Genomic DNA, 24821 nt, shown 5'->3' on the forward strand with positions numbered 1-24821 from the left:
TTCATTGTCGGCCAAGATCGCTTCGGTTGCCCCGCGGGGGGTTCCGTCGGGTGCGGGCTCGTCGGGAGGTGTGTGAACGGCGTCACATCCGCCCGAGCGGCTGGGCCAGCGCGCGAGGCCGGACGCAGCAAGAAGGCCCGAGCTGGGTCCTCAGCCCCCACACGGCCATCGACCCCCGTGCGCCCCCGCCCATAGGTCTCCGACCGGGCCCGATCGACTGCGGCGGATCCTGCCCTGCTACCGGGCTGCCTTCGACGCGCTCGCGGCGTGGATGGAGCGGGGCGAGCGACCGCCCGCGGGCCGTACCGTGGGCAGGCCCGCGGGCGGCGGCCTCGTCAGCTCCTGGGCACTGGCGGGGCAGGTGGCGGGCTGCTCACCCCTCAGCGGCCGATTTCCTTGCGCGTCACACGGCGCAGCCTGCGCCTCTGGGAGGGGTCCAGGGTGAGGTACGCGGCCGTGGGAACTCCCAGGATGATCAGGAGGGCGGCCCACCAAGGGAGCCATATCAACAGCAGAAGCCCGACCAGCGCTCCGCCCGTGGCGATCTTCGCGTTCTTCGACATGTGTCGCCTCCTTCGCGGCCAGTGCCGCTCTCTGCTACGAGAACGGGTGCGTCCGGCGCACGGTTCCGGCCGCACCCCTGAGACAACCCTGAGCCGCACCCCTCATTCATCCCTGAGAAGCCCGTCCGGTCACCCCTCGCAGGCCTGGTCGGTGTCCCTGACAGGGGTCCGCAGGATGATCCACGGCGCTTCCGCTCGATCGCGCGCGGGTCCCCTACGCGACGAAACACCGCGTCGATCATGCACGGGCGCCGAGCAGATGGTCCATGGCCAGCTGGTCCAGGCACTCGAAGGCCATTCCGCGCGCGGCGGCCGCCTCCACGTCGAACTCCTCGAAGGCACTGCGGTCCGCGAGCAGCGCCCGCAGCCCGTCCGCGGCGGTCGGCTGCGCCAGCTGGTCCAGCCGGGCGGCGCGCAGAGCCTCCTGGACCTCCGGGTCCGCGCGGAAGGCGGCCGCACGCTCCTTCAGGATGAGGTAGTTGCGCATGCACGCGGCCGCCGACGCCCACACGCCGTCGAGGTCCTCGGTCCGCGGCGGCTTGAAGTCGAAGTGGCGCGGCCCTCGGTAACCGGCGCTCTCCAGGAGGTCGACGAGCCAGAAGGCGGCGCGGAGGTCGCCCGCTCCGAAGCGCAGGTCCTGGTCGTACTTGATGCCGGACTGACCGTTGAGGTCGATGTGGAAGAGCTTGCCCGCCCACAGGGCCTGGGCGATGCCGTGCGGGAAGTTGAGTCCAGCCATCTGCTCGTGCCCCACCTCGGGGTTGACGCCGTACAGTTCCGGGCGCTCCAGGCGCTCGATGAAGGCGAGAGCGTGACCGACCGTCGGCAGCAGGATGTCGCCGCGCGGCTCGTTCGGCTTGGGCTCGATGGCGAAGCGCAGGTCGTACCCCTGGGAAGTGACGTACTCCCCGAGGAGGTCGAAGGCCTCCTTCATGCGGTCGAGGGCGACGCGCACGTCCTTGGCCGCCCCGGACTCGGCGCCTTCCCGGCCACCCCAGGCCACGTACGTTCGGGCGCCGAGTTCCGCCGCCAGGTCGATGTTGCGGATGGTCTTGCGCAACGCGTAGCGGCGGACGTCCCGGTCGTTGGCGGTGAAGGCACCGTCCTTGAAGACAGGGTGGGTGAACAGGTTGGTGGTGGCCATCGGCACGGTCATCCCGGTCGTGTCGAGCGCCTGGCGGAAGCGCTTGATGTGCGCCTCGCGCTCGCTGTCCGATGACCCGAAGGGGATCAGGTCGTCGTCGTGGAAGGTCACGCCGTAGGCCCCGAGCTCGGCGAGGCACCGCACCGTCTCGACCGGGTCCAGGGCGCGCCGGGTGGCGTCGCCGAACGGGTCCCTTCCCTGCCAGCCGACGGTCCACAGGCCGAAGGTGAACCTGTCCTCGGGGGTGGGCTGGTAGCTCATGCCACGGCTCCTTGCTCGCTGGGGCTATTTCGTCATGGCGCTTAACAAATTAATATGCGGGGGCACCTCTGGGAAGAGACGATGCGTCCTCGTACGGTGACTGCGTACGGTGACCAGGAGCGGACCACCGACCGCGCCGGTCCCGGCACGCCCCGCCAACAGACCAGATCCCGCGAGCCGCGGAAAGGGAGAGCCCGATGTCAGCAGCCGACGGTCCGCTCGTCGTCGGAGTGGACTCATCCACCCAGTCCACCAAGGTCCTGGTCGTCGACGCATCGACCGGACAGGTGGTGGCAAGCGGCCAGGCACCGCACACCGTCTCGTCGGGGGCGGCCCGCGAGAGCGACCCCCGCCAGTGGTGGGACGCCCTGAGCGAGGCCCTGCACCAGTGCGGCGAGCCGGCCCACGAGGCCGCCGCGGTGTCGATCGGCGGCCAGCAGCACGGTCTGGTCACCCTGGACGCACACGGCGACCCGGTGCGTCCGGCCCTGCTGTGGAACGACGTGCGCTCCGCGCCGCAAGCCCGCCGGCTGGTCGAGGAACTGGGCGGCCCCAAGGTCTGGGCGGAGCGCACGGGAAGCGTGCCCGGCCCGTCCTTCACGGTCACGAAGTGGGCCTGGCTGGCCGAGCACGAGCCGGAGGCCGTCCGCGCCACGGCGGCCGTGCGGCTGCCCCACGACTATCTGACCGAGCGTCTGACCGGGCAGGGCACGACCGACCGTGGTGACGCCTCCGGCACCGGCTGGTGGGCGTCCGCGACCGAGTCGTACGACGAGGAGATCCTCGCCCGCGTCGGCCTGGCCCCGGCGCTGCTGCCGCGCGTGGTCCGGCCCGGCGAGGTGGCGGGCACCGTACGCGACGCCCATGATCTGCCCTTCTCCAAGGGCACGCTGGTCGCTCCGGGCACCGGTGACAACGCCGCGGCCGCCCTGGGCCTCGGGCTGCGGCCCGGGACCGCGGTACTGAGCCTCGGCACCTCCGGCACGGTGTATGCCGTCTCCAAGCGGCGGCCCGCGGACCCGACCGGCACCGTCGCGGGCTTTGCGGACGCCCATGGCGACTGGCTGCCGCTGGCCTGCACCCTGAACTGCACGCTCGCCGTCGACCGGATCGCCACCCTGCTGGGTCTGGACCGCGAGGCGGTCGAGCCGGGCACGGACGTGACGCTGCTCCCCTACCTCGACGGTGAGCGCACCCCGGACCTCCCGCACGCGTCGGGCCTGCTCCACGGCCTGCGCCACGACACGACCGCCGGGCAACTGCTCCAGGCCGCCTACGACGGCGCGGTGCACTCGCTGCTCGGCGCCCTCGACCTGGTGCTCGACGCGGACGCGGACCGCACGGCTCCGCTGCTGCTCATCGGCGGCGGCGCGCGGGGACGAGCGTGGCAGGAGACCGTACGACGGCTGTCCGGGCGTCCCGTGCAGGTGCCCGAGGCCAGGGAACTCGTCGCCCTCGGCGCCGCCGCACAGGCCGCCGGGCTGCTGACGGGTGAGGACCCGGCCGCCGTCGCCCGACGCTGGGGCACCGCCAGCGGCCCGGTACTGGAGGCCGTGGAGCGGGACGAGGCGACCCTGGCCAGGATCGCCGGGGTACTCTCCGACGCGGCCCCGCTGCTGGAGCGGGAGCCGGACCGGCACTGACGGATCCGGGGGAGGCATGACCGCACCGCTGCACGAAGCCCATCCGTCCAGCCCCGGCAGTCGGGTGCCCGACACCCAGCAGGGCATGCGTCGCCGCAATCTGGCGCGCGTCATGCACACCGTGAACGCCGAGGGACCCCTGTCGCGCGCCGCGGTCGCCTCACGGATCGGGCTGACCCGGGCGGCGGTCTCCACCCTGGTCGACGAGCTGATCCGGTCGGGACTCCTCGAGGAGCTGGGGCCGGAGCGTCCCGGCCGGGTGGGGCGCCCGGGGTCCGCCCTGGCCGTCAGCGGACAGGGTCCGGCGGGGATCGGCGCCGAGATCGGGGTGGACCACCTGGCGGTGTGTGCGGTGGATCTGCGCGGGATCATACGGGCGCGAGCAGTGCGGCACGGATCGAACCGCCGCCCCCCGCGGCTGGTACTCGGCGAACTGACCGACCTGGTGCGACAGGTCGTCACCGAGGCGGAACGGAAAGGGCTGTGGCCCGCGGGCCTGGCGATCGCGGTGCCGGGTCTGGTGGCGCGCGACGCCCGGACCGTGGTCCGCGCCCCCAACCTCGGCTGGCGCGACGTCGACCTGGGCCCGCTCCTGCCGTCCGAACTGCCCTTGACCGTGGACAACGAGGCCAACTTCGGTTCACTCGCGGAACTCTGGCTGGGCGACGACACTCCACGCGACTTTCTGCATGTCTCGGCGGAGATCGGCATCGGCGGTGCGGTTGTCGTGGACGGGCGGCTGCTGCGGGGCACGCGCGGTTTCGCGGGCGAGCTGGGGCATGTGCCCGTACGCCCGGAGGGCCCCAAGTGCCCGTGCGGCGGGCGAGGCTGCCTGGAGCAGTACGCCGGCGAGGAGGCCCTGCTGCGCGCGGCCGGGCTGTCGCCGGGCAAGGACCGCGTGGAACTGCTGACCGAACGCGCCACGCAGGATGACCAGGTGGTACGCCGAGCCCTGCGCAGCGCTGGAACCGCGCTCGGCATCGCACTGACCGGTGCGGTGAATCTGCTGGACCCGCAGGCCGTCGTGCTCGGCGGAGCGCTGGCCGCGCTCGCGCCCTGGCTGCTGCCGTCGCTGGAACGGGAGCTGACGCGCCGTACGGCCGGCCCCGCCTGTGCCGTGACGGTCTCGCGTCTGGGGCCCGAGGGGCCGCTGCTCGGTGCCGCGCACTCGGTGGTACGGGCGGTGCTCGACGATCCGGCGGCGGTGGCCGGGCGGGGGTAAGGGGATCCGCCCGAGGTGCTGTCGCCCAAGGCCTCGGTCGGCGCGTGTTCCCTCCCACGGGTGGCGGAGATATCCACAGTTCCGGCGTTGTCCACCGACGACGCCGCATTCCCGCTGTGTGACCGCCCGGCATCGTAACGTGATGCACACACGACGCAGCCGTCGGGCGGCGGTTGCACGGGAGTCGAATCGGGGGGGTCACATGACGGGTGAGACGGTTCACGTCCACACCGGCGACCGCACACGTAGCGGTCGCACCGCGCGAGGCACGGCCCGCCGCACGCGCGACGCAACGCGAGATCCCTGTCTGATCCGCGCGAAACGACGGCCGCACCGAGGCGTTGAGTACACGAGATCGACACATTTCGGAACTCCGGATACGGAAGGCGCTCTCTTCGTGGAACGAACCGAGTCACAGCGAGCAAACTCATTCACCGGCAGACGACGATTGCTGAAGGGCGCGGTTCTCGCCGCGGTTCCCTACGTACTGCTCCCCTCGGCTCCGGCCCGCGCCCGGCCCCGAACCGTCGATCACCCCTCCGCCGTCTGGCTCTCGGCCGACCCCGCCAACTACACGGCCGCGGACCGGCCCGCGAGCCAGCCGCTGGACCACGTCGTCATCCATGTCACGCAGGCGACGTACACCAACACCCTGAGCATCTTCACGAACCCGCGGAAGAAAGTGTCCGCACACTACGTCGTCCGCTCGGCGGACGGGCACATCGCCCAGTGCGTCCGGGAGCACGACATCGCCTGGCACGCGGGCAACTGGGACTACAACACGCGCAGCATCGGCATCGAGCACGAAGGGTGGGTGGAGCAGCCCGGATACTTCACGAACGCCCTGTACGAGGAGTCGGCCAGGCTCACGGCGGCCATCTGCACGCGGTACGGCATCCCGAAGGACCGGGCCCACATCATCGGCCACTACGAGGTCCCCGGGACGGACCACACCGATCCCGGGCCGAACTGGGACTGGACGCGCTACATGAGACTCGTGCACCTCGCCTGACCCGGAAGGCAGCGCCGTCGGCCGGCGGAGCGCCTGGGGACGCGTCCGGGTCCGGGGCGGCTCCCCCGGTCTCGTTCGGATGGATGGCTGTCGAGACGGTTGTCGGCGTCCCCGCCGGGAGTGACGATGTCCCGGACCGCATCGCCGTCCCAGGAGGCCGCATTGACCGATCCGTGGGTGGCGCTGGAGCCGGGGGCCGATCCCGTCGAGCGAGTGCGGGAGCTGCGTCGCGCCCACGAGACGTTCACGGCTGCGGGCACGGTCGCCCGAAAGGTGCGTCCCGTGGTGGCCGACTCGTGGCGGCGTTCCGCTCGGGCGGGCGTGGGACCGGACGGCACCGCACACGTGGAACTGACGGGCGGCGACCTCGGCTCCTACCAGGTAGAGCACCCGCTGGCACGTGTGATGCCGCTGATCCGCGAGCTGGTGGGCCCATTCGCGTCGGACGGCGAACATCTGCTGGCGGTGTGCGACGCACAGGGCAGGCTGCTCTGGGTCGAGGGGGACCCGGCGACACGACGGCGAGCAGCCCGGATGAACTTCGTACCGGGAGCCCGCTGGGCGGAGTCGGCGGTCGGGACGAACGCGCCGGGGACGGCCGTCGCAGTTGACCGGCCGGTACAGGTGTTCGCGGCCGAGCACTTCATCCGGCGGGTCCAGCCGTGGACCTGCGCGGCGGCACCGGTGCACGATCCGCGCACCGGGCGGGTGCTCGGCGCACTGGACATCACCGGCGGGGACGGGCTCGCACACCCGCACAGTCTGGGGTTCGTCCAGGCGGTGGCGCGGGCGGCCGAGTCCCAACTGGCGCTGCTCTCGCCGGCAGAGACACCGGCGGACACGATGGAGCTCACCGCGCTGGGCCGCGATGAGGCGGGGCTGCGCACCCGCGGCCGGCAGTTCCGGCTCAGTCGCCGCCACAGCGAGATCGTGGTGCTGCTGGCCCGGCATCCGGAGGGATTGAGCGGTGACGAGCTGCTGTGCGCGCTGTACGAGGACGAGTCGGTGACCCCGGTGACGCTGCGTGCCGAGCTGGCACGGCTGCGCCGCATACTCGGGCCCGGCGTGCTGGCCTCGCGTCCCTATCGGCTGGCGGCTCCGGTCGAGTCCGACGTCGCGGTCGTGGAACGCCGATTGGCGGCGGGAGCGCTCGCGGAGGCAGCGGCCGCCTACCCGGGACCGTTGCTGCCGGGTTCGCTGGCGCCAGCGGTAGCGCTGTTGCGGCGCAGGCTGGCCGACGGGCTGCGGAGGGCGCTCATCGCCCGCCGTGATCCCGACTTGCTGGCCTGCTGGGCTCACGCGCCCTGGGGGGCGGACGACCTCGACATCTGGCAGGCGCTCGCGGCGGTGCGGCCCACGACGACCGTACGGGCGCGCCTCGACGAGCTGGAGTCGGAGCTGGCGGCACCGGCGGGGTGGGCGCGTCCGGCGATGCCTCGCTGAGGCGCCGGGCGGTGGGGCGGCCCCACAGCCTGCCCGACCGCCCGTCCACGCAACGGCCTCGAAGACCGCGACAGGACGAAGGCCGCGACAACCGCGAGGGGACGGCCCGGACGCAACGTACTCGCAACGTCCGCATGCCTAGCCTCGCGCCGAGAGCTGCCCAACGGCGGGCAGCGCTTTCCCGAGAGGCAGACCCGTATGACCCGTTACGCAGCGCCCGGCACCGAGGGCGCGATCGTCTCCTACCAGGCGCGCTACGACCACTTCATCGGCGGCGAGTATGTGCCGCCGGCCCGCGGCCAGTACTTCGAGAATCCGAGTCCGGTCAACGGGCAGCCGTTCACGGAGATCGCTCGGGGCACCGTCGAGGACGTGGAGCACGCGCTGGACGCCGCGCACGCCGCCGCGCCTGCCTGGGGCCGTACGTCGGTGACCGAGCGGTCCGACGTCCTCCGGAAGATCGCCGACCGGATGGAGGCCAATCTGGAGAAGCTCGCGGTGGCCGAGAGCTGGGAGAACGGCAAGCCCGTCCGGGAGACCCTGGCCGCGGACATCCCGCTCGCCATCGACCACTTCCGCTACTTCGCGAGCGCCATCCGGGCCCAAGAGGGTTCCCTGGGCGAGCTGGACGACGACACGGTGGCGTACCACTTCCACGAGCCGCTCGGCGTGGTCGCGCAGATCATTCCCTGGAACTTCCCCATTCTCATGGCCACGTGGAAGCTCGCACCGGCCCTGGCGGCCGGCAACGCGGTCGTCCTCAAGCCGGCCGAGCAGACCCCGGCGTCCATCCACTACTGGCTGAGCCTCGTCGCCGACCTGCTGCCGCCGGGTGTGGTGAACATCGTGAACGGGTTCGGCGTGGAGGCGGGCAAGCCGCTGGCCTCCAGCCCGCGCGTCGCCAAGGTCGCGTTCACGGGGGAAACCACGACAGGGCGCCTCATCATGCAGTACGCCTCCGAGAACATCACTCCGGTGACGCTGGAGCTCGGCGGCAAGTCCCCGAACATCTTCTTCGACGACATCTGGTCGGCGAACGACGACTTCCGCGACAAGGCGCTGGAAGGCTTCACGATGTTCGCCCTCAACCAGGGCGAGGTGTGTACGTGCCCGTCGCGGGCGCTGGTGCAGCGCGGCCACTACGCCGAGTTCATGGAGGCGGCCGTCGCCCGCACGGAGCTGATCAAGACCGGGCACCCGCTGGACACGGAGACGATGATCGGCGCGCAGGCGTCGAACGACCAGTTGGAGAAGATCCTCTCGTATCTGGACATCGGCCGTCAGGAGGGCGCGAGGGTCCTCACGGGCGGCGAACGCATCGAGCACGACGGCGAGTTGAAGGGCGGCTACTACGTCCAGCCGACGGTCTTCGAGGGCGACAACCGGATGCGGATCTTCCAGGAGGAGATCTTCGGGCCGGTGGTGTCGGTGACGTCGTTCCACGACTTCGACGACGCCATCAAGATCGCCAACGACACACTGTACGGGCTCGGGGCCGGCGTGTGGACGCGGGACGTCAACACCGCATACCGCGCGGGCCGCGCCATCCAGGCGGGCCGCGTGTGGACCAACTGCTACCACGCGTATCCGGCACACGCCGCGTTCGGGGGCTACAAGGGCTCGGGTATCGGCCGTGAGACCCACAAGATGATGCTGGAGCACTACCAGCAGACGAAGAACCTCCTGGTGTCGTACTCGCCGAAGAAACTGGGCTTCTTCTAGGCGCAGGAAAAGGGCGCCTGACCAGGGAAGATGCTCGGCAGGCGCCCTTCTCGGTGATCATCTAAGCAGCGAGTCGAAACGCGCTCTTACTCCCAATATCTCCCACCCGCATCCCAGCTCCGACCAGCAGTTCGGGGCATTTCCGGGCCAAGGTCTCGCTAACTAGAGCCTGAAGTCGGCTGCCTGGAGGCATCGTTGTGCTCCAGACCACCGGCACAGAAACCACGCTCCGCGATCAACCCGACACCCTGCGCCACGGTATGGACTCCCAGTGAACCCGCCCCAACCGCCGGTCGATCAGCGTGCGTCAGCAGCCGGTGGCACAGGCGAGGAACGCGCCGATCCGGCAGTTCTCGGCCCGTCCCGCGGTACCGGATCGCGACGATCACCGTCGTCGGGTGTCGACGTTTCCCCCGCGCCAGCAGCTCGCACGCTGGGGGTGCACGGGGGTGGGAGGCGGCGCCGGCCGACCTTCGTCCTGCCGACCCCGCGCAGCTTCGAACTCCTCGGCGCCCGGCAAGGGGCCCGGTCTTCCGCCGATCAGCGTGCTGCCGGTTCAGTCCAGACCGAGTCCCCGACGACCTGTCTCGTTGAGGTCGGCCGGGCTGAAGCGGCTGGTCCAGGAGCGTTCGTAGTGTTCCTCGGGGAAGTCGCTGGGGCTGGAGCCGGTGAGGAAGGCGTCCCGAACGCTCGTCGCGTAGTGCTCGTTGCGCGGACACCAGGGCGCGGCGGGGATGTACATGACGTTGCCCCAGCCCTGCTGGTCGGTGACCGGCGCGACACTGTGGATCATGTCGCAATGCCACCAGACCGAGTCGCCGGCCTTGACGTCCGGGATGCCGCTGAGGGCCTTGAGGAGCAGCGGGTGCCACTTCTCGCTGGCGGGGAAGACCTGGTTGGTGGTGACGCCGCACATGTCGTCCTCCGGCACGTCCGACAGCAACGGGCGGAGCATCAGGTAGGCCATGGCCTCGGGGACGGGCACGGTGTGCAGGACGCCCTGGTCGTGGTCCATGTCGGAGAGCGCGGTCCAGCCCTGGAAGGTGCGGAAGGCGGAGCACATGGTGGTGCCCGGGTACTGGGGGCCCGTGGTGCGGAAGGCGGCGTCCCAGGGGTCGTACTGCTCGGCGGTGCCGTCGAAGAGGTGACGGAAGGCCTGCTGGTTCTCCCGGGTCATCCACAGGTCGAGGGTGCCGGGGTCGCAGTGGGTGCCGAGGCCGCCGGAGTCCGTGCCCGGCGGACGGCGGCGGATGCGGTCCGGATAGAGGGCGTCGCGTTCAGGGTCGAACCACTGTGTGCCGTCGGACTCGTGCCACCACAGCGCGTTGAGGAACCGCTGGACGTTGGCCATCCGCTCGCTCTGGCGCGCTTCCATCTGGGCCTGGGACCAGTAGATGGGGTAGATCTCCGGCTTGGAGCCGACGCTGCCGAAGAAGTCGTCACCGGGGCCGGAGTAGTTCTCGAAGAATTCGTTCCGCTCGACGTAGTCGACGATGCCGGAGTCCCAGGCGCGGGCCTGCTCGCGCGGGAAGTGGCCGCGCACGACGAGGCAGCCGCGCCGCCTCAGCTTGTCGAGCTCCTCGGCGGAAACGCCACCCGAGGCGATGTCGGCGTAGTCGATGACCGGCCACACCTCCTCGCCGCGCTCCCGGTCCGCTTCGATCTCGGCGATCCGGGCGGCGACCCGCCGTTCCACGACCGCGAAGACCTCCTCGACGGTGCGTCCCGAGGCCGCGATCCGGGCGCGCAGCGCCGCCTTGATCTCGCGAATGGCCTTCGGCAGGTCTTCGGGGGTGCTCTGCCAGTTCGGCAGGGCGGGCAGGGCGTGACGTCGATCGTTGATGGTGGACATGGCGCATCCCCCTTTGGTCAGGAGTCCTAGCTTATTGACGTCACCGTAACTAGCGACCCATGTTTAGACAAGGCTCCTGACTAAAGCCCGGCGCGCCGGTCAGACGGACGGACGACCGGCCCCCGCCCACAGGTCGGTGCGCGCCCGCCGCAACGCCAGGGCGAGCGCGCCGCGCACCACCGCGGCGTCACCCAGCGTGCCCACCTCGATCGGCGGGGTCAGCGGCGCGAGGTCGTGGACCGTGGCGCGAACCGGCTCCAGCAGGGCCGGGTGCAGCCCGATGGGCCCGCCCAGCAGCACCAGTTCCGGGTCCACCACCGCACAGACCGCGGCGATCGCCTCGCCGATGATGCGGCCCTCCCGCTCCACGATGCGCCCGGCCTCGATGTCGCCCGTCGCCGCGCGGTCGAAGACCTGGCGGGCGGCCTCGACCCCGACCTGGTCGCCGCCCCGCTCGCGGCGCGGGGGAAACCCGGCGGCGACGGCCCTGGCGAGGCCGTGGCGGCCGTGACGGGGTCCGGGCGGCTGCACACTGACGCTGAGGTAACCGATCTCCCCGGCGACCCCCCGGGCACCGCGGATCAACTGGTCGCCGATCACCAGCCCCATGCCCATACCCGTACCGACGTAGACGTAGGCGAAGCTGGCCGCCGTGCGGGCGGCACCGTGCCAGCGCTCGGCCACCGCGGCGAGGTTGACGTCGTTCTCCACCAGGACCGGCACGTCGGCCAGCCCGTCCAGTGCCTCCTGCGGCTGGAACAGGCCCTCCGGGTAGGGCGTGTCGTCCAGCACGACGACGCGCGAGGTCGCGGGGTCGACCGGGTTCGCCACCGAGACCGCGACCGCGAGCGGCTTGCCGTGGCCAGGGACGCCCGCGGTGATCGCGTCAGCCACCAGCTCACGCAACTGCTCCGCGACCCGGACCGGCTCGCGCGGCCGCACCGGCGCGTGCGCGGTCTCCAGGAAGGGCCGGCCGAACAGGTCGGCCGCGCAGACCCGGATCAGGGTGGGGTTGAGGTCGACCGCCACCACGAAACCGGCACTCGGCGCCACCTTGTAGTACGTCCCGACCCTGCCCTGCCGGCCACGCTGCTCCCCCGCGGGCAGCAGCAGGCCGGCCGCCCCCAGGCGGCGCACCGCCTCGGAGACCGTGGTCTTCGAGATACCGGTGTGCTGCGCGATCTCCGCCCGGGTGATGGGCGCCTGTTCGAACACGGTGTCCAGCACGATCTGGTCGGTCAGCTCGCGCAGCAGCGTCATGCTCGGCAATGCCTGCAGACCGAGCCCCTTACGGATTTCCATCTCACCCCTTGCGGCCGTCGGTAGCCGCTGTTACGTTAACGCGAATTCTTTGGTCAGGACCCCTTCCTAACTAGTGATTTGATCACAGTGGGCGTCTTTCCGACCACCCGCACTGTCTTCCGGGCGAGCGGCCCAACGCACCCCCGGAGAATAGGGACGCCAACATGATCGAAGCCGTACCGGCCCCGGCAGCGCCGCCGGGCCCCGCCGGACCACCGCCGAGACGATCGACGGGCACGACGCCCCCGCGTCTCGCCGCAGGGGTGGGAGGTGCGAGCCGTGCTCACACTCGCTGACGCGAATCTGCGCCTGAACGCCCAGCCGATCGACTACGTGCTGATCGCGGTCTACTTCGCCTTCGTCCTGGGGATCGGCGTCCTCGCCCGCCGCAAGGTCGCCTCCAGCCTGGACTTCTTCCTCTCCGGCCGCTCCATGCCGGCCTGGGTCACCGGACTGGCCTTCATCTCCGCCAACCTGGCGGCCGTCGAGATCCTCGGCATGACGGCCGACGGCGCGCAGTACGGCCTGCCCTCGGTGCACTACTACTGGATCGGCGCCATCCCGGCCATGGTCTTCCTCGGCCTGGTCATGATGCCGTTCTACTACGGCTCCAAGGTCCGCAGCGTCCCCGAGTTCCTGCTGCGCCGCTTCGGCCGCTTCGCCCACCTGGTCAACTCCGTCAGCTTCGCGCTCGCCCAGGTACTCATCGCCGGCGTGAACCTCTACGCACTGTCCACCGTCGTGAACCTGCTGCTGGGCTGGCCCTCCTGGCTGTCGATTCTCGCCGCGGGGGCGATCGTCCTCGTCTACACCCTGCTCGGCGGGCTGTCGGCGGCGATCTACAACGAGGTCATGCAGTTCTTCGTCATCCTGGCGCTGCTGCTGCCCCTCACCCTCGTCGGGCTGCACCGGGTCGGCGGATGGAGCGGACTGGTCGACAAGATCGACGGAACCAGCGGCGACGCCGCGCTGCAGCTGCACTCCTGGCCCGGCACCAACCTGACCGGCATCGGCGACTCCACGCTCTCCGTGCTCGGCATCGTCTTCGGCCTCGGCTTCGTGCTCTCCTTCGGTTACTGGACGACCAACTTCACCGAGGTGCAGCGCGCACTCTCGGCGAGGAGCATGTCCGCGGCCCGCCGTACCCCGCTGATCGGCGCCTATCCGAAGACGCTGCTCATCCTGCTGATCATGATCCCGGGCATGGTCGCCGCCGTGCTCTCCCCGCAGCTGGCCGCCCTCAAGGCCGCCAACGCCGCGGACCCCTCGGTGCAGAGCCTGGGCGGGGTTTCCTTCAACAACTCCATCGAGCTGCTGATGCGCGACCTCCTGCCCAACGGGATGCTCGGCATCGCCATCGCCGGTCTGCTCGCCGCCTTCATGGCCGGTATGGCGGCCAACGTCAGCTCCTTCAACACGGTCGTCACCTACGACATCTGGCAGACCTACGTGAAGAAGGACAGGCCGGACGAGTACTACCTGCGCACGGGCCGCGTACTCACCGTGGTCGGCTGCCTGGTGGCGATCGGCACGGCGTTCATCGCCGGGAACTTCGGCAACATCATGGACTACCTGCAGACGCTCTTCGGCTTCTTCAACGCGCCGCTGTTCGCCACCTTCATCCTGGGCATGTTCTGGAAGCGCATGACCCCGGCGGCCGGTGGTATCGGTCTCATCGCCGGCACCGCGTCCGCGGTCACCATCGACATGCTCAACCGGACCGGGGTCCTGCACGTCTCCGGTCAGGGCGCCAGCTTCCTCGGCGCGATCGCCGCCTTCGTGGTCGACGTCCTGCTGAGCGTCGTCGTCTCCCTGGTCACCCGTCCCAAGACCGACGCCGAACTGAAGGGCCTGGTCTGGTCGTTGACCCCACGCAGCGACCGTGTACACGAGGCGACCGGGGAAGACGCCGGCTGGTACCGCAGACCCGCCGTCCTCGCCGCCGGCGTCCTGGCCCTCGCCACCGCCCTGAACATCGCCTTCTGGTGAGAAGCGGAGACCTTCCATGTCCGAGAACCAACCACCGCGGACCATGCCCTCGCAGAGGGCGCAGGCACTGTTCGACCTGCGCACCATCATCGCCGCTCTGTTCGGGATCTACGGAACCGTGCTCACCGTGATGGGTGCGGCCGGAGAGACGCCCGCGGAGCTCCGCAAGGCCGGAGGCTGGAACGTCAACCTCTGGTGCGGGCTCGGGATGCTCGCCTTCGCGGCCGCCTTCGGCGCGTGGGCGCTGCTGCGGCCGGTGTCGGTGCCCCCGGCCGAACCGGCCCCGGAAACCCGCGACACCGCTCTGGCCCAGACCGGCTGAACCCCCGGCGTGTCCGCCCGGCGAGCCGTACCCGGCGCCGGGCGGACACGTCGGCGTACCGACGTACCCCCATTCGAGACCGAGGATTCCCATGGCCACGGCCCCCACTCGCATCCTCTCCGACGGCGTGCCGATGCCCGTCGTCGGCTTCGGCACCTATCCACTGGAGGAGACCGACGCGGAGGCCGCGGTACGCGGTGCGCTCGACGTCGGCTACCGCCTGATCGACACCGCCGCCAGCTACGGCAACGAGGTCGCCGTGGGCCGCGCGATCGCGGCCTGCGGTCTGCCGCGCGCGGAGGTGTTCGTCACCACCAAGCTGCGCGGGAGCGCGCACGGCTACGACGAGACCCGCCGGGCGTACGCCGAGTCCGCCGCGCGGCTCGGCGTGGACTACGTCGACCTTTACCTCATCCACTGGCCGCTGCCCCGCCTGGACAGGTACACCGACTCCTGGCGGGCCATGATCGACCTACGCGAGGAAGGGCTGATCCGTTCCCTCGGGGTCAGCAATTTCACTCCTCGACAGATTGACCGGCTGTACGAGGAGACCGGTGTCATGCCCTCGGTCAACCAGATCGAGATGCACCCCTACTTCCCCCAGCCCGAGCAGCGCGCGGCCCACGTCGCCCGCGGTGTCGCCACCCAGAGCTGGAGCCCCCTGGGCCGGGGCAACGAGCTCCTCACCGAGCCCGTCGTCCTGGAGGCTGCCCACCGCCACGGCGTGACCCCGGCCCAGGTGGTCCTGCGCTGGCACCTCCAGCTCGACGCCCTGCCGATCCCCAAGTCCGCCTCACCGGCCCGCCAACGTGCCAATCTCGCCCTCTTCCGCTTCACCCTGACCGAGACCGAGGTCGCGGCACTCTCGGCCCTGGCCCGCGGCCGGACCGGCGGCGATCCGGACACTCACGAGGAGTTCTGAGCGGCAAGCCGGGGCCGGAATACGTGCGGGCAGGGCCCCGGTGTCGGTCAGCCCGCTTCTGCCGCGGGGGGCCGGTCGTAGAAGTACGACGTCGGTGCGCGCGGGTGTGCCGCGACCAGTCGTACGTGCTGCACCCGGTCCTCCGAGCGGCACACCCTGGTCGTGGCCCCATCGAATACAAGGAGCGGCGCACCTGAGACGACGCCCACTCGCACGCCTTCCGCGCGGACCACTCCTTGTGACACACCGCAGGCCCGCACATCACCAGTCGTGGCCGGGGCCCGGGACAGTCCGGGTCGAGCGGGACTGCTGTGACCGTGGCCATCGTCACCCCGGGCGTCGCGGCCACGCACTCCAGGCCGCGGTCGAGCAGGAAGGCTGCGGAACGATCAGTGATCGAGGCATGATCAACCTCGTCCTTCATGGCGTCGATGCAGAACTCTCCGCATTGGGGTATGCCAGCAGGCCGCTGAGGAGGGTGGCCTGGACGATCGGGCTGCTGAACGGCGGCCCATGACAAGCACAGGCCAGGCGCGCCGCTGCGGGGGTGCGCGCCGGTCGCAGGGTCCACCCCGCGCAACGCGTCGTAGAACGTCGCGCGGGTCCGTTCGGCGGTCCGGGTAGGCCCTCCTCAGCACGGAGTTGCCGGGTGCGACGTCGATCTGGAAGTGCCGCCTCCTTGGGGACGGTCCCATCATCACCACCCAACGCACGCACACGCACTCGGTCAGGATGTCGCCCTCCGACTTCGTCGGCCGAGGCAGCGTGGTGTTCATGAACGGCAGCATCGCGGTGAACGCGGCCGCGAAAGCGAGCACGGCCGGCCCCCACGGCAGCGGGCGGGCCAGTTCAGCCCGCAAGTCCAACGGACGGCCGCCGCGTGCCCGGGCCGGGCGAACCAGTCACGGCCCTGGTCAGCTCCGGTGACTTGCCGTCAACTTCGGTTGGATCAGCATCGATCGGTGTGCTCGGTACCGCGCACGGACGGCGTCGCCGCCGAAGATTCATGTCAACCCATTACCAAGCGTTTACTGAACAGATACCTTTCTCCTTGCCGGTGGCAGAGGGCGGAGCGATCCGGTCACCCCTGCCTGCCCCGGAGTACCGCCTCACGCCGTTCGGCCTATGTTCGGCCATTACGCCTTTTTCTCATGAACCGCCGGAAGGAAGCGTTTTGAACGCTCGGAACCGCCGCACCACGGTAGCCGCTGTATCCGTCGCAGGGCTCATAGCGCCGCTGCTGCTGATCGGATCGGGCACCGCCTCCGCCCACAGCGACCCTGCCAAGGAAGCTGCCAAGCTCGCAGAGAAGCTCGTCAAGAAGAGCAACGGCGAGGATGCCTACGAACATCTGAAGCAGTTCCAGCGGATCGCTGACAAGAACGGGAACACCCGGGTGGCCGGGTCGGAGGGGCACCGACAGTCGGCCGAGTACGTCGAAGGCCTGCTGAGGAAGGCCGGGTACTCGGTGACCCGGAACGAGTTCGACTACCCGTTCACCCAGACGCTGGCGCAGAGCCTGCGGGTGGTGTCGCCGCAGCAGCAGGACGTCCCGTTGATCGCCATGACGTACTCCGCCAGCAGCCCGGTCGGCGGTATCACCGCCCCGGTCGCGGTGGTGCCGGTCGACGCCACCACCGGCTGCGAGCCGGAGGACTACGCCCCCGGGACGTTCACCGGCAAGATCGCGCTGATCAAGCGCGGTGGCTGCCCCTTTGCGCAGAAGCAGGAGACCGCCGCCGGTGCGGGCGCGGTCGGCGCGATCATCTACAACAACACCGAGGGCGCGCTCAACGGCACCCTGGGAGACCCGTCCGTCGCCAAGATCCCGGCCGGCGGCGTCACGCAGGCGGACGGCGAGGCGCTCGCGGCCAAGGCCGCCGCCGGCGCAGTGACCGTCAACCTGGAGATCCGCACCTTCGCGGAGACCCGGCACACCTACAACGTAATCGCCGAGACCAAGGGCGGCGACACCGACAACGTGGTGATGTTCGGCGCCCACCTGGACTCGGTGGCGGCCGGCCCGGGCATCAATGACAACGGCTCCGGCTCCGCCGGCATCCTCGATGTGGCCCTGAACCTTGCCCACGAGAACGTCAAGAACAAGGTGCGCTTCGCCTGGTGGTCGGCTGAGGAGTTCGGCCTGCTGGGCTCGCAGGCGTACGTCAACAGCCTCTCGGCGGCGGACCTTGCGAAGGTCAAGCTGTACCTGAACTTTGACATGATCGCCTCGCCGAACTACGCCCAGTTCGTCTACGACGGCGACGACTCCGACCAGGTCGGTGCCGGCCCCGGCCCGGAGGGCTCGGCGCAGTTGGAGCGGCAGATCACCGACTACCTGGACAGCCGGGGCATCCCGCACGAGGGCACCGACTTCACCGGCCGGTCGGACTACGGGCCGTTCATCGAGGTGGGCATCCCCTCGGGCGGCACCTTCACCGGTGCCGAGGGCATCAAGACGGCCGAGCAGGCAAAGGTGTACGGCGGTAAGGCCGATGTCGCGTACGACGCCTGCTACCACGCCGCTTGCGACACCCTGAAGAACATCAACATGAAGGCGTTCGACGTCAACGTCGACGTCATCGCCAACGCTGTGGGCCAGTACGCCTGGGACACCAGCCTCCTGAGCAAGCCGGTGGCGCCGCAGAACACCAAGGGGTCGGCGGGCAGCGGCGGTGGCCTGCACGAGGGCCACGACCACGAGGTCGCCGAGTAACTCCCGGTACACACGGGGGGAGGGCTGGACCGTCCGGCCCTCCCCTTCATCGAGGCGGAGAAGCAGAGCGGCCACAACGTCAAGCGCGCGTATGAACTGCTGAAGGTCTCGCGAACCGCCTTCTACGCCCGCCGAACCGGACGACCCGGTCCGCGGGCGGTCCGTGATGCCGAACTGACCGGTCAGATCGCAGCGGTTCACCAGCACTCGCGCGGCAGCTACGAAGCCCCGTGCATCCACGCAGCCCTGCAACGGAAGGGTGCCCCTGCGGCCGCCGCCGGGTCGCCAGGCTGATGCGGGCGGCCGGCTGCAGGACCGCCATCGGGATGACCGCGGCAGACATGCCACGACGCGCCATCAGTCGCGCACGCCGTCCGGGTCGTGACGGTGGCCGCAGCACCGCCCACCGCTGCCTCGTGGTGCTGTGCCTCGCTCCACTTCACATTGTCAGTCCTTGTACTCAGGAGCGATCCGGTCCAGCAGGCGCAGCAGCGCCGCCCAGGCCAGCTCGTAGGCGTCCTCGTCCTGGAAGTCGGCGGACGCCTCGCCGGCGAGCTGCTGCGCCGTGTATGCGCACACCTCGGCGGGCGGGACGACCAGCGGGCCGCCGCCGGCCTGGGCGGTGACCTGGATCTCGCAGGCCTTCTCCAAGTAGTACATGCGCAGGAACGCCTGCGCGGCGGTCTCGCCGACCGTCAGCAGGCCGTGGTTGCGCAGGATGAGGGCTGGATGGCCGGCGATGTCGGCGACCAGTCGCTTCTGTTCGTCGAGGTTGAGAGCGACGCCTTCGTAGTCGTGGTAGCCCACCCGGTTGTGGAACTCCATCGACATCTGGTTCAGCGGCAGCAGCCCACCCTGCTGGGCGGCGACGGCACAGCCTGCCTTGGTATGGGTGTGCAGCACGCAGTGGGCGTCGGGGCGGGCGGCGTGGACAGCGCTGTGGATCACGAAACCGGCCGGGTTGACCGGGTACGGAGAGGGCTCCACCAGGTTCCCGTCGAGGTCGATCTTCACCAGGTTGGACGCGGTGATCTCCTCGAAGAGCAGCCCGTACGGGTTGATGAGGAAGTGGTGGTCGGGGCCCGGCAGCCGCAGCGAGATGTGCGTGAAGATCAGGTCCGTCATGCGGAAGTGGGCGACGAGCCGGTAGACGGCGGCCAGTTCGCGGCGCAGCCGCAGCTCCTCGGCAGTGGACACCTCAGCGGCAAGGGGGGCAGTGGTCACGGGGTGGCTCCTTCGGCGATCGGGTCGACGACGGGGGTCAGCGGGCGCCCGGTGCGCAGCCAGGCGATGACGTTCTCGGCGGGCTTGCAGACATAGGCCCGCCGTGAGGCGTCGGACAGAAAGGCGCTGTGCGGAGATGTCTGAATACGGGGGTGCCGACGCAACGGGTCGTCGGCGGGCGGCGGTTCGACGGGGAAGACGTCGAGGGCGGCGCCGACGAGCCGGCTGCTGTCGAGCGCGGCGAGCAGTGCGGCCGGGTCGACCAGTTCGCCGCGGGCGACATTGACGAGGAAGGCGCCGGTCGGCATCCGCCCCAGCAGCTCCTCCCCCACCAGGCCGTGGGTGCCCGGGGTGAGCGGCACATGCAGGGACAGCACTCCTGAGGCGGCGGCCAGCGCACCCAAGTCGTCGTACCGCTCGACGCCGGCCGGCCAGTGCTCCCGGCCGAGGTGTGGGTCGTACGCGGCGACCCGCCCGAAGACGGGCGCCGCGAGGCGCGCGAAGTGCCGGGCGATCCGGCCGAGACCGACGAGACCGAGCGTCAGTTCGCTCGCCCGGCGAGGCAGTCCGGCACCGGTGCCTGTGCCGGCGCCGGTGCCTGTGCCGACGCTGATGAAGTCGGTGTTCCAGCCGCCCGCCCTGACCACCGCGTCGGCCTGCGGCAGGCGGCGTACGAGTGACAGCGCGCAGGCAAGGGCGTGGACGGCGACGTCCTCGGTGGCCGCGTCGGGGAGGTTGGCCACCCACAGTCCGCGCCGCCGGGCTTCCGCGATGTCCACCATGTCGTGTCCGGCGGACATCGTCGCGATGATCCGCAGCCGCGGCAGCCGGTCCAGGAGCGCGGCATCGACGGGGGCGTACCCGACGATCAGGGCCACCGCGTCGTGGGCGAGCGCGGCAATGGCGTCGGGATCACGGCTGTCGCCGACGCGTACGTCGAAGCCGGAATCGGCCAGCAGCCGCACTCCGGGCTCCGGATCGAGGTCTTCGGTGTCCGTGAAGACGACCACGGGGTGCCCCACACATCCCTCCACAGAGGATTCGTCGGTTTCTTGCGCTTGCAAGTTACGATTCCTCTTGCCGTTCTGTCTATTCACTACTGGCTCGTAATTCTGTGAGGGATCTCACCGGCGGCGCGTCCGGTCGGCCGGGTGCCCGAGAATGTCACCGGACCCGGGCGGCGGCCCGCAGCCGGGCCGCCGAACCGAAGGGATCAGCCCCGGTGGATCTGGACCGCATCGACCTGGCCGTCGTCCGCGAACTGCAGACGGACGGCCGCCTCACCTACGAGACGCTGGCACAGCGGGTGGGCCTGTCGCGCCCGGCGACCGGGGCCCGGGTCCAGCGCCTGCTCGACTCGGGAGCAGTGCGCGTCGTGGCTGTCGTCCATCCGGCGGTGCGCGGCCTGACCTCGTCCGCGCATCTGTCGATCGCGACGTACGGCAGGGCGGAGCCGGTCGCCCGGGCGATCGCCGCGATGCCGCAGGCGCCGTTCGTCACCCTCACCGCCGGCCAGCGCGCGATCATGGCCGAGCTGCGCACCGAGGGGTTCGACGAGCTGGACCGGGGCATCGAGCGAGTGAGGGCGCTGCCCGGGGTGTCGGCCGTCGACCCGCTGATCGGCATCCGGCATCTGAAGGACCCGTATCTGCCGGCCGAGGAACCGACCGTGTCCGCGGCCGAGCTCGACGCCATCGATCTGCGGATTCTGGACGAGCTGGAGCAGGACGGGCGACTGCCGTTCGCGGAGCTGGCCGACCGGGTGGGCCTGTCCGCGGGTGCCACCCGCTCCCGCGCCCTGCGCCTGCTGGACGGCGGCGTACTGAAGGTGCTGGCCCTGGTCCGCCCCGAACTCCTGGGACTCGGCTACCTGTGCGGCTTCGCGGTGCGCATCGAGGGAGCGCGCGAGCCGGTAGCCCAGGCGCTGGCCGCCTGGGACCGGGTGTCTTTCCTGTCGGCATGCGTCGGGCGGGCGGAGCTCGTCGGCACGATCACCGCGGAGTCGCTGGCGGCGGTGCGGGACACGCTGGACGACATGCGGGGGTGCCCGGGGGTGCGAGGCGTGGAGAGCTGGGTGCATCTGGAGCTGGTGAAGGAGCGCTACGACCTGACCGTCCCGACCGCCTGACCCGCCCCGATCCCTTCAGTGCAGAGGATCCGTAAGCAAGAAGCCTCACGGCTTCCGAAAAGTTTTTCTACTCACCTTCTAGTCAATCTGTCGTTCGTTATCTATGGTCTCGACGAACGAATCAGCCGCACTCAGGCGTCCTGGATCACTCGTGCCCTGCGGCGTTCCCTTGGCCGAAAGCAGACCACTCATGCACCATCCCCTCCCTGACTCCCGCACCGACCGCACCCTGCTGGTGACCGGTGCTGCCGTCGCCGCCGCGGGCACCCCGGTGCGGGCCGATGCGCTCGCCGTGCGCGGTGACCGCATCGTGCACATCGGCACCGTCGACGACGCCCGCGCAGCGCTCGGTGGCCGGATCGACGAGTCCCTGGAACTCGACGGCGGACTGGTCCACCCCGGCTTCGTCGACGCCCACTGCCACCCGGTGATGTACGGCCAGGCGCTGGCCTGGGTGGACTGCCGCCCGGAGCGCGTACCGGACATCGACACACTCGTCGCCGTACTGACCGAGGCGGCCCGCGAACTGCCCGGCGGCGTACCGGTGCGCGGCTTCGGGTACGAACACCGCCGCCTCGCCGAGCGCCGCCACCCCACCTGCCACGATCTCGACCGGATCGCCACCGACCGCGAGGTGTACGTCATGAACGCCTCCGGCCACGGCGGCGTCGTGAACACCCACACGCTGCGCGCCTGCGGCATCACCGCCGGCACGCCGGACCCGGAGGGCGGCTCCATCGGCCGCTTCCCGTCCGGCGACCCGGATGGTCAGCTGTGGGACGCGGCCTGCGACATGCTCACCGGCCCCGGCGGGGTCAAGATCGGCAACCACGGCCCGAACTTCCATCTGTCCGAGCCGGACGACATCATGGCCGACCATCTGATGCGCGCTCAGGAGACGTTCCTCGCCGCCGGTGTGACGACGGTCGGCGACGCACAGGCCTCGCGTCGTGAGATGGAGACGTATCTGCGCGCCCGCGAGGCGGGCACCCTGCGCATGCGGGTCTCCGCGTACCTCACCTCCGCACTGCTCGACACCGCCCTGGACCTGGGTGTCGTGCACGGCTTCGGCGACGACCTCTTCCGCGTGCAGGGCGTCAAGTTCTACGCGGACGGCACGCTCGGCGGCTGGACGGCGTACTTCCCGGAGGGCTACGCGGCCGACTGCTGCCACCACGGACAGCTGTACCACTCCGCCGAGGAGTACGCGGAGATCGTCCGCCGCGCCCACGGCGCCGGGCTGCAGACCGCGACGCACGCCCAGTCGCCGTACGCCATCGGCATGGTGCTCGACGCCGTCGAGAAGGCGCAGGCGGAGACGCCGCGCCCCGGCATGCGGCACCGCATCGAGCACTGCGGGCTGCCCACGGACGAGCAGATCACCCGGATGGGAACGCTCGGCGTCGTACCCGTGATGCAGCCGCAGCACCATCTGCGGACCGGCGACGGGACGCTGACGGCGGTCGGCGAGCTCGGCCACCGCTACAACCCGGCCGGCCTGTGCCTGCCCGCCGGCGTCCCGGTCGTGTTCAGCTCGGACGCCCCGGTGGCACCGCCCGCCCCGCTGGAGGCGGTGTCGGCGGCGGCGACGCGGCGGACGGTCCTCGGCACCGTTCTGGGTGACACGTCCCTGCGGCTGCCGGTCGCCGACGGCCTGCACGCCCATACGGCCTCGGCCGCGCGCGCCCTGCACCGCGAGCACATGGTGGGTGCCCTGGCACCGGGCATGCTGGCGGACTTCGTCGTCCTGGACGCCGACCCGCTGCCGGCCGAGCCGGACGCACTCACCTCGATCGGCGTGCGCGAGACATGGATCGGCGGCGCACGTGCCTGGTCGGCACCGGCCCGCTGACGCCCGCCCTTCTCCTTCCCCTCCTTCCGTCCCCGCTCCCCCGCTCCTTCCGGAGGCCCGTATGTCCCACACAACCCAGCAGGCGCATGGACAGCACCCACTGAGAGCGGCGTTCGCCGCGCTCGTCGGGACATCCATCGAGTGGTACGACTTCTACGCTTTCGCCACCGCGGCGGCGATCGTCTTCAACGACGTCTTCTTCCCGTCGGACATGTCACCGTTCCTCCGGACGCTGTCGGCGTTCGGCACCTTCGCCGTCGGCTTCCTCCTCCGCCCGCTCGGCGGCATCGTCTTCGGGCACATGGGCGACCGGGTCGGCCGTAAGAAGACCCTGGTCATCACTCTGCTGATGATGGGTATCGCGTCCTTCGCGATCGGCCTGCTGCCCACCTACGCCCAGGTCGGTGCTCTCGCCCCCGCCCTGCTGATCGCCCTGCGCCTGGTTCAGGGCATCGCGATCGGCGGCGAGTGGGGCGGTGCGGTGCTGGTCGCCGTCGAGAACGCCCCGAAGGGCAAGGCGACCTTCTTCGGGTCCTTCGCCCAACTGGGCTCCTCGGTCGGGGCATTGCTGTCGACCGGTGCGTTCTCCCTGATGCACCTGTGGGGCGACGAGGCGTTCAAGTCCTGGGGCTGGCGCGTGCCGTTCCTCGCCTCCGCCGTGCTCGTGGGCATCGGCCTCGCCATCCGGCTGAAGCTGGAGGAGGCTCCCGTCATGGAAGAGATCCGTGCCGAGCGGGCGGCTGCCGACGACGACAGGCTGCCGGTCCTCGAGGTCTTCCACACCTCCTGGCGGACGGTGCTGACCGGTGTCTTCGCCCTCGCCACGGCGACCGGCGGCTACTACGTCGTCACCAGCTACCTGCTCTCGTACGGCACCGGCGAATTGAAGCTGTCGGAGTCGATGCTGCTCAACGGCATGTCCCTGGCGGCCTTCCTGGAACTGGTCGTCACCCCCGTCCTCTCCTGGCTCGGCGACCGCGTCGGCGCGCACAAGGTGGTGATCGGGGGCCTCGTGGGCGTGGTGGTGCTGGCGGCGCCACAGTTCATGGTGATGGGCACGGGCAGCGTCTTCCTGATCTACGCGGCCATGCTGGCGATGCGCCTGGTGATGTCCGCACTCTACGGCCCGATCGCCGCGATCCTCGCCGAGGGCTTCGAGCCGCGCGTCCGGTACACCGGCATCTCGCTGTCGTACCAGATCTGCAACATGGTCTTCGGCGGCTTCGCCCCGCTCGCCGCGGTATCGCTCACCGCGCTGGCCGGCGGTCACTACTGGCCTGCGGCAGCCCTCCTGATGGCGATCTCGGTCATCGGCATCTGGTGCACGATGCATCTGCACAGTCAGCGTACGGCTCTCGCCGCCTCCGCCCGGGCCGACCAGGCCGAGCCGCTCATCGCGACCGCCTGACGTCGGTGCCGGCCGGGCCGGCCGCTCATCCGGCCCCACTCCGCTCACCCGTGCCGGGCTTCTTCCAGAGACCGCGCGGAGGGCGCCTGACCTCCC

General features: G+C 70.5%; 18 protein-coding genes. 12 read left to right on the forward strand and 6 right to left on the reverse strand.

What is annotated here, in order from left to right; translation table 11 throughout:
- Nucleotides 1-380: 380 nt before the first annotated feature.
- Together ACWD5Q_RS29365 and xylA are read right to left on the reverse strand one after the other, a co-directional pair.
- A complete protein-coding gene (locus ACWD5Q_RS29365) occupies nucleotides 381-563 on the reverse strand; it encodes a hypothetical protein (protein ID WP_451430088.1) in 183 nt (60 codons plus the stop codon).
- A 238-nt stretch (nucleotides 564-801) separates the two neighbouring features.
- A complete protein-coding gene (xylA, locus tag ACWD5Q_RS29370; protein ID WP_451430089.1) occupies nucleotides 802-1968 on the reverse strand; it encodes a xylose isomerase in 1167 nt (388 codons plus the stop codon).
- Nucleotides 1969-2165: 197 nt separating this feature from the next.
- Here xylA and xylB point away from each other — a divergent pair, with 197 nt between their 5' ends.
- The 5 genes from xylB to exaC all read left to right on the forward strand — a co-directional run bounded on the left by xylB (nucleotide 2166) and on the right by exaC (nucleotide 9010).
- Nucleotides 2166-3611: a xylulokinase gene (gene xylB / locus ACWD5Q_RS29375; protein ID WP_451430090.1), complete on the forward strand. Its 1446-nt coding sequence runs from the start codon at nucleotides 2166-2168 to the stop codon at nucleotides 3609-3611.
- Nucleotides 3612-3627: 16 nt separating this feature from the next.
- Nucleotides 3628-4833: an ROK family protein gene (locus ACWD5Q_RS29380; protein WP_451430091.1), complete on the forward strand. Its 1206-nt coding sequence runs from the start codon at nucleotides 3628-3630 to the stop codon at nucleotides 4831-4833.
- Between the two features lie 397 nt (nucleotides 4834-5230).
- On the forward strand, nucleotides 5231-5845 hold the full coding sequence (locus ACWD5Q_RS29385; protein ID WP_451430092.1) for an N-acetylmuramoyl-L-alanine amidase: 615 nt from the start codon (nucleotides 5231-5233) through the stop codon (nucleotides 5843-5845).
- A 126-nt stretch (nucleotides 5846-5971) separates the two neighbouring features.
- On the forward strand, nucleotides 5972-7288 hold the full coding sequence (locus ACWD5Q_RS29390) for a GAF domain-containing protein (protein WP_451430093.1): 1317 nt from the start codon (nucleotides 5972-5974) through the stop codon (nucleotides 7286-7288).
- A gap of 198 nt (nucleotides 7289-7486) precedes the next feature.
- Nucleotides 7487-9010 (forward strand): acetaldehyde dehydrogenase ExaC, encoded by a 1524-nt coding sequence (gene exaC / locus ACWD5Q_RS29395; RefSeq protein ID WP_451430094.1) that lies wholly within the window; start codon nucleotides 7487-7489, stop codon nucleotides 9008-9010.
- Nucleotides 9011-9566: 556 nt separating this feature from the next.
- Here the strand turns inward: exaC and ACWD5Q_RS29400 are convergent.
- Together ACWD5Q_RS29400 and ACWD5Q_RS29405 are read right to left on the reverse strand one after the other, a co-directional pair.
- Nucleotides 9567-10862, reverse strand: coding sequence for a DUF1479 domain-containing protein (locus ACWD5Q_RS29400; RefSeq protein WP_451430095.1), 1296 nt, complete (start codon nucleotides 10860-10862; stop codon nucleotides 9567-9569).
- Between the two features lie 99 nt (nucleotides 10863-10961).
- A complete protein-coding gene (locus tag ACWD5Q_RS29405) occupies nucleotides 10962-12164 on the reverse strand; it encodes an ROK family protein (protein WP_451430096.1) in 1203 nt (400 codons plus the stop codon).
- Nucleotides 12165-12443: 279 nt separating this feature from the next.
- Between ACWD5Q_RS29405 and ACWD5Q_RS29410 the strand changes: the two genes are divergently transcribed.
- The 4 genes from ACWD5Q_RS29410 to ACWD5Q_RS29425 all read left to right on the forward strand — a co-directional run bounded on the left by ACWD5Q_RS29410 (nucleotide 12444) and on the right by ACWD5Q_RS29425 (nucleotide 18113).
- The gene (locus tag ACWD5Q_RS29410) at nucleotides 12444-14153 is read left to right on the forward strand and encodes a sodium:solute symporter family protein (protein ID WP_451430097.1); all 1710 of its coding nucleotides are present in this window, start codon (nucleotides 12444-12446) and stop codon (nucleotides 14151-14153) included.
- A 16-nt stretch (nucleotides 14154-14169) separates the two neighbouring features.
- Nucleotides 14170-14475: a hypothetical protein gene (locus tag ACWD5Q_RS29415; protein ID WP_451430098.1), complete on the forward strand. Its 306-nt coding sequence runs from the start codon at nucleotides 14170-14172 to the stop codon at nucleotides 14473-14475.
- A gap of 91 nt (nucleotides 14476-14566) precedes the next feature.
- Nucleotides 14567-15397 (forward strand): aldo/keto reductase, encoded by an 831-nt coding sequence (locus ACWD5Q_RS29420; protein ID WP_451430099.1) that lies wholly within the window; start codon nucleotides 14567-14569, stop codon nucleotides 15395-15397.
- Nucleotides 15398-16571: 1174 nt separating this feature from the next.
- The gene (locus ACWD5Q_RS29425; protein ID WP_451430100.1) at nucleotides 16572-18113 is read left to right on the forward strand and encodes a M28 family metallopeptidase; all 1542 of its coding nucleotides are present in this window, start codon (nucleotides 16572-16574) and stop codon (nucleotides 18111-18113) included.
- A gap of 447 nt (nucleotides 18114-18560) precedes the next feature.
- On the opposite strand, the gene ACWD5Q_RS29430 is transcribed toward ACWD5Q_RS29425, so the two are convergent.
- The gene (locus ACWD5Q_RS29430) at nucleotides 18561-19337 is read right to left on the reverse strand and encodes a class II aldolase/adducin family protein (RefSeq protein ID WP_451430101.1); all 777 of its coding nucleotides are present in this window, start codon (nucleotides 19335-19337) and stop codon (nucleotides 18561-18563) included.
- Complete coding sequence (locus tag ACWD5Q_RS29435; RefSeq protein ID WP_451430102.1) at nucleotides 19334-20359, reverse strand: C-terminal binding protein; 1026 nt, start codon at nucleotides 20357-20359, stop codon at nucleotides 19334-19336. Before ACWD5Q_RS29435 ends, ACWD5Q_RS29430 begins: the two co-directional genes overlap by 4 nt.
- Nucleotides 20360-20559: 200 nt before the next feature.
- On the opposite strand from ACWD5Q_RS29435, the gene ACWD5Q_RS29440 reads away from it, so the two are divergent.
- From ACWD5Q_RS29440 to ACWD5Q_RS29450, 3 genes are all read left to right on the forward strand, one after another.
- Entirely contained in the window at nucleotides 20560-21465 is a 906-nt protein-coding gene (locus ACWD5Q_RS29440; protein WP_451430103.1) for an Lrp/AsnC family transcriptional regulator, read from the forward strand.
- A 190-nt stretch (nucleotides 21466-21655) separates the two neighbouring features.
- Nucleotides 21656-23317, forward strand: coding sequence for an amidohydrolase (locus ACWD5Q_RS29445; protein WP_451430104.1), 1662 nt, complete (start codon nucleotides 21656-21658; stop codon nucleotides 23315-23317).
- 61 nt (nucleotides 23318-23378) lie between these two features.
- Entirely contained in the window at nucleotides 23379-24725 is a 1347-nt protein-coding gene (locus ACWD5Q_RS29450) for an MFS transporter (protein ID WP_451430105.1), read from the forward strand.
- Nucleotides 24726-24821 lie beyond the last annotated feature (96 nt).

The sequence above is a fragment of the Streptomyces sp. NPDC002513 genome, assembly GCF_053595355.1.

Coding starts and splice junctions, on each gene's coding strand:
- ACWD5Q_RS29445 (WP_451430104.1), top strand. CDS start 21,656: ATGCACCATCCCCTCCCTGACTCCCGCACCGACCGCACCCTGCTGGTG.
- ACWD5Q_RS29400 (WP_451430095.1), bottom strand. CDS start 10,862: ATGTCCACCATCAACGATCGACGTCACGCCCTGCCCGCCCTGCCGAAC.
- ACWD5Q_RS29405 (WP_451430096.1), bottom strand. CDS start 12,164: ATGGAAATCCGTAAGGGGCTCGGTCTGCAGGCATTGCCGAGCATGACG.
- ACWD5Q_RS29415 (WP_451430098.1), top strand. CDS start 14,170: ATGTCCGAGAACCAACCACCGCGGACCATGCCCTCGCAGAGGGCGCAG.
- ACWD5Q_RS29365 (WP_451430088.1), bottom strand. CDS start 563: ATGTCGAAGAACGCGAAGATCGCCACGGGCGGAGCGCTGGTCGGGCTT.
- xylB (WP_451430090.1), top strand. CDS start 2,166: ATGTCAGCAGCCGACGGTCCGCTCGTCGTCGGAGTGGACTCATCCACC.
- ACWD5Q_RS29450 (WP_451430105.1), top strand. CDS start 23,379: ATGTCCCACACAACCCAGCAGGCGCATGGACAGCACCCACTGAGAGCG.
- ACWD5Q_RS29390 (WP_451430093.1), top strand. CDS start 5,972: ATGTCCCGGACCGCATCGCCGTCCCAGGAGGCCGCATTGACCGATCCG.
- ACWD5Q_RS29420 (WP_451430099.1), top strand. CDS start 14,567: ATGGCCACGGCCCCCACTCGCATCCTCTCCGACGGCGTGCCGATGCCC.
- xylA (WP_451430089.1), bottom strand. CDS start 1,968: ATGAGCTACCAGCCCACCCCCGAGGACAGGTTCACCTTCGGCCTGTGG.
- exaC (WP_451430094.1), top strand. CDS start 7,487: ATGACCCGTTACGCAGCGCCCGGCACCGAGGGCGCGATCGTCTCCTAC.
- ACWD5Q_RS29380 (WP_451430091.1), top strand. CDS start 3,628: ATGACCGCACCGCTGCACGAAGCCCATCCGTCCAGCCCCGGCAGTCGG.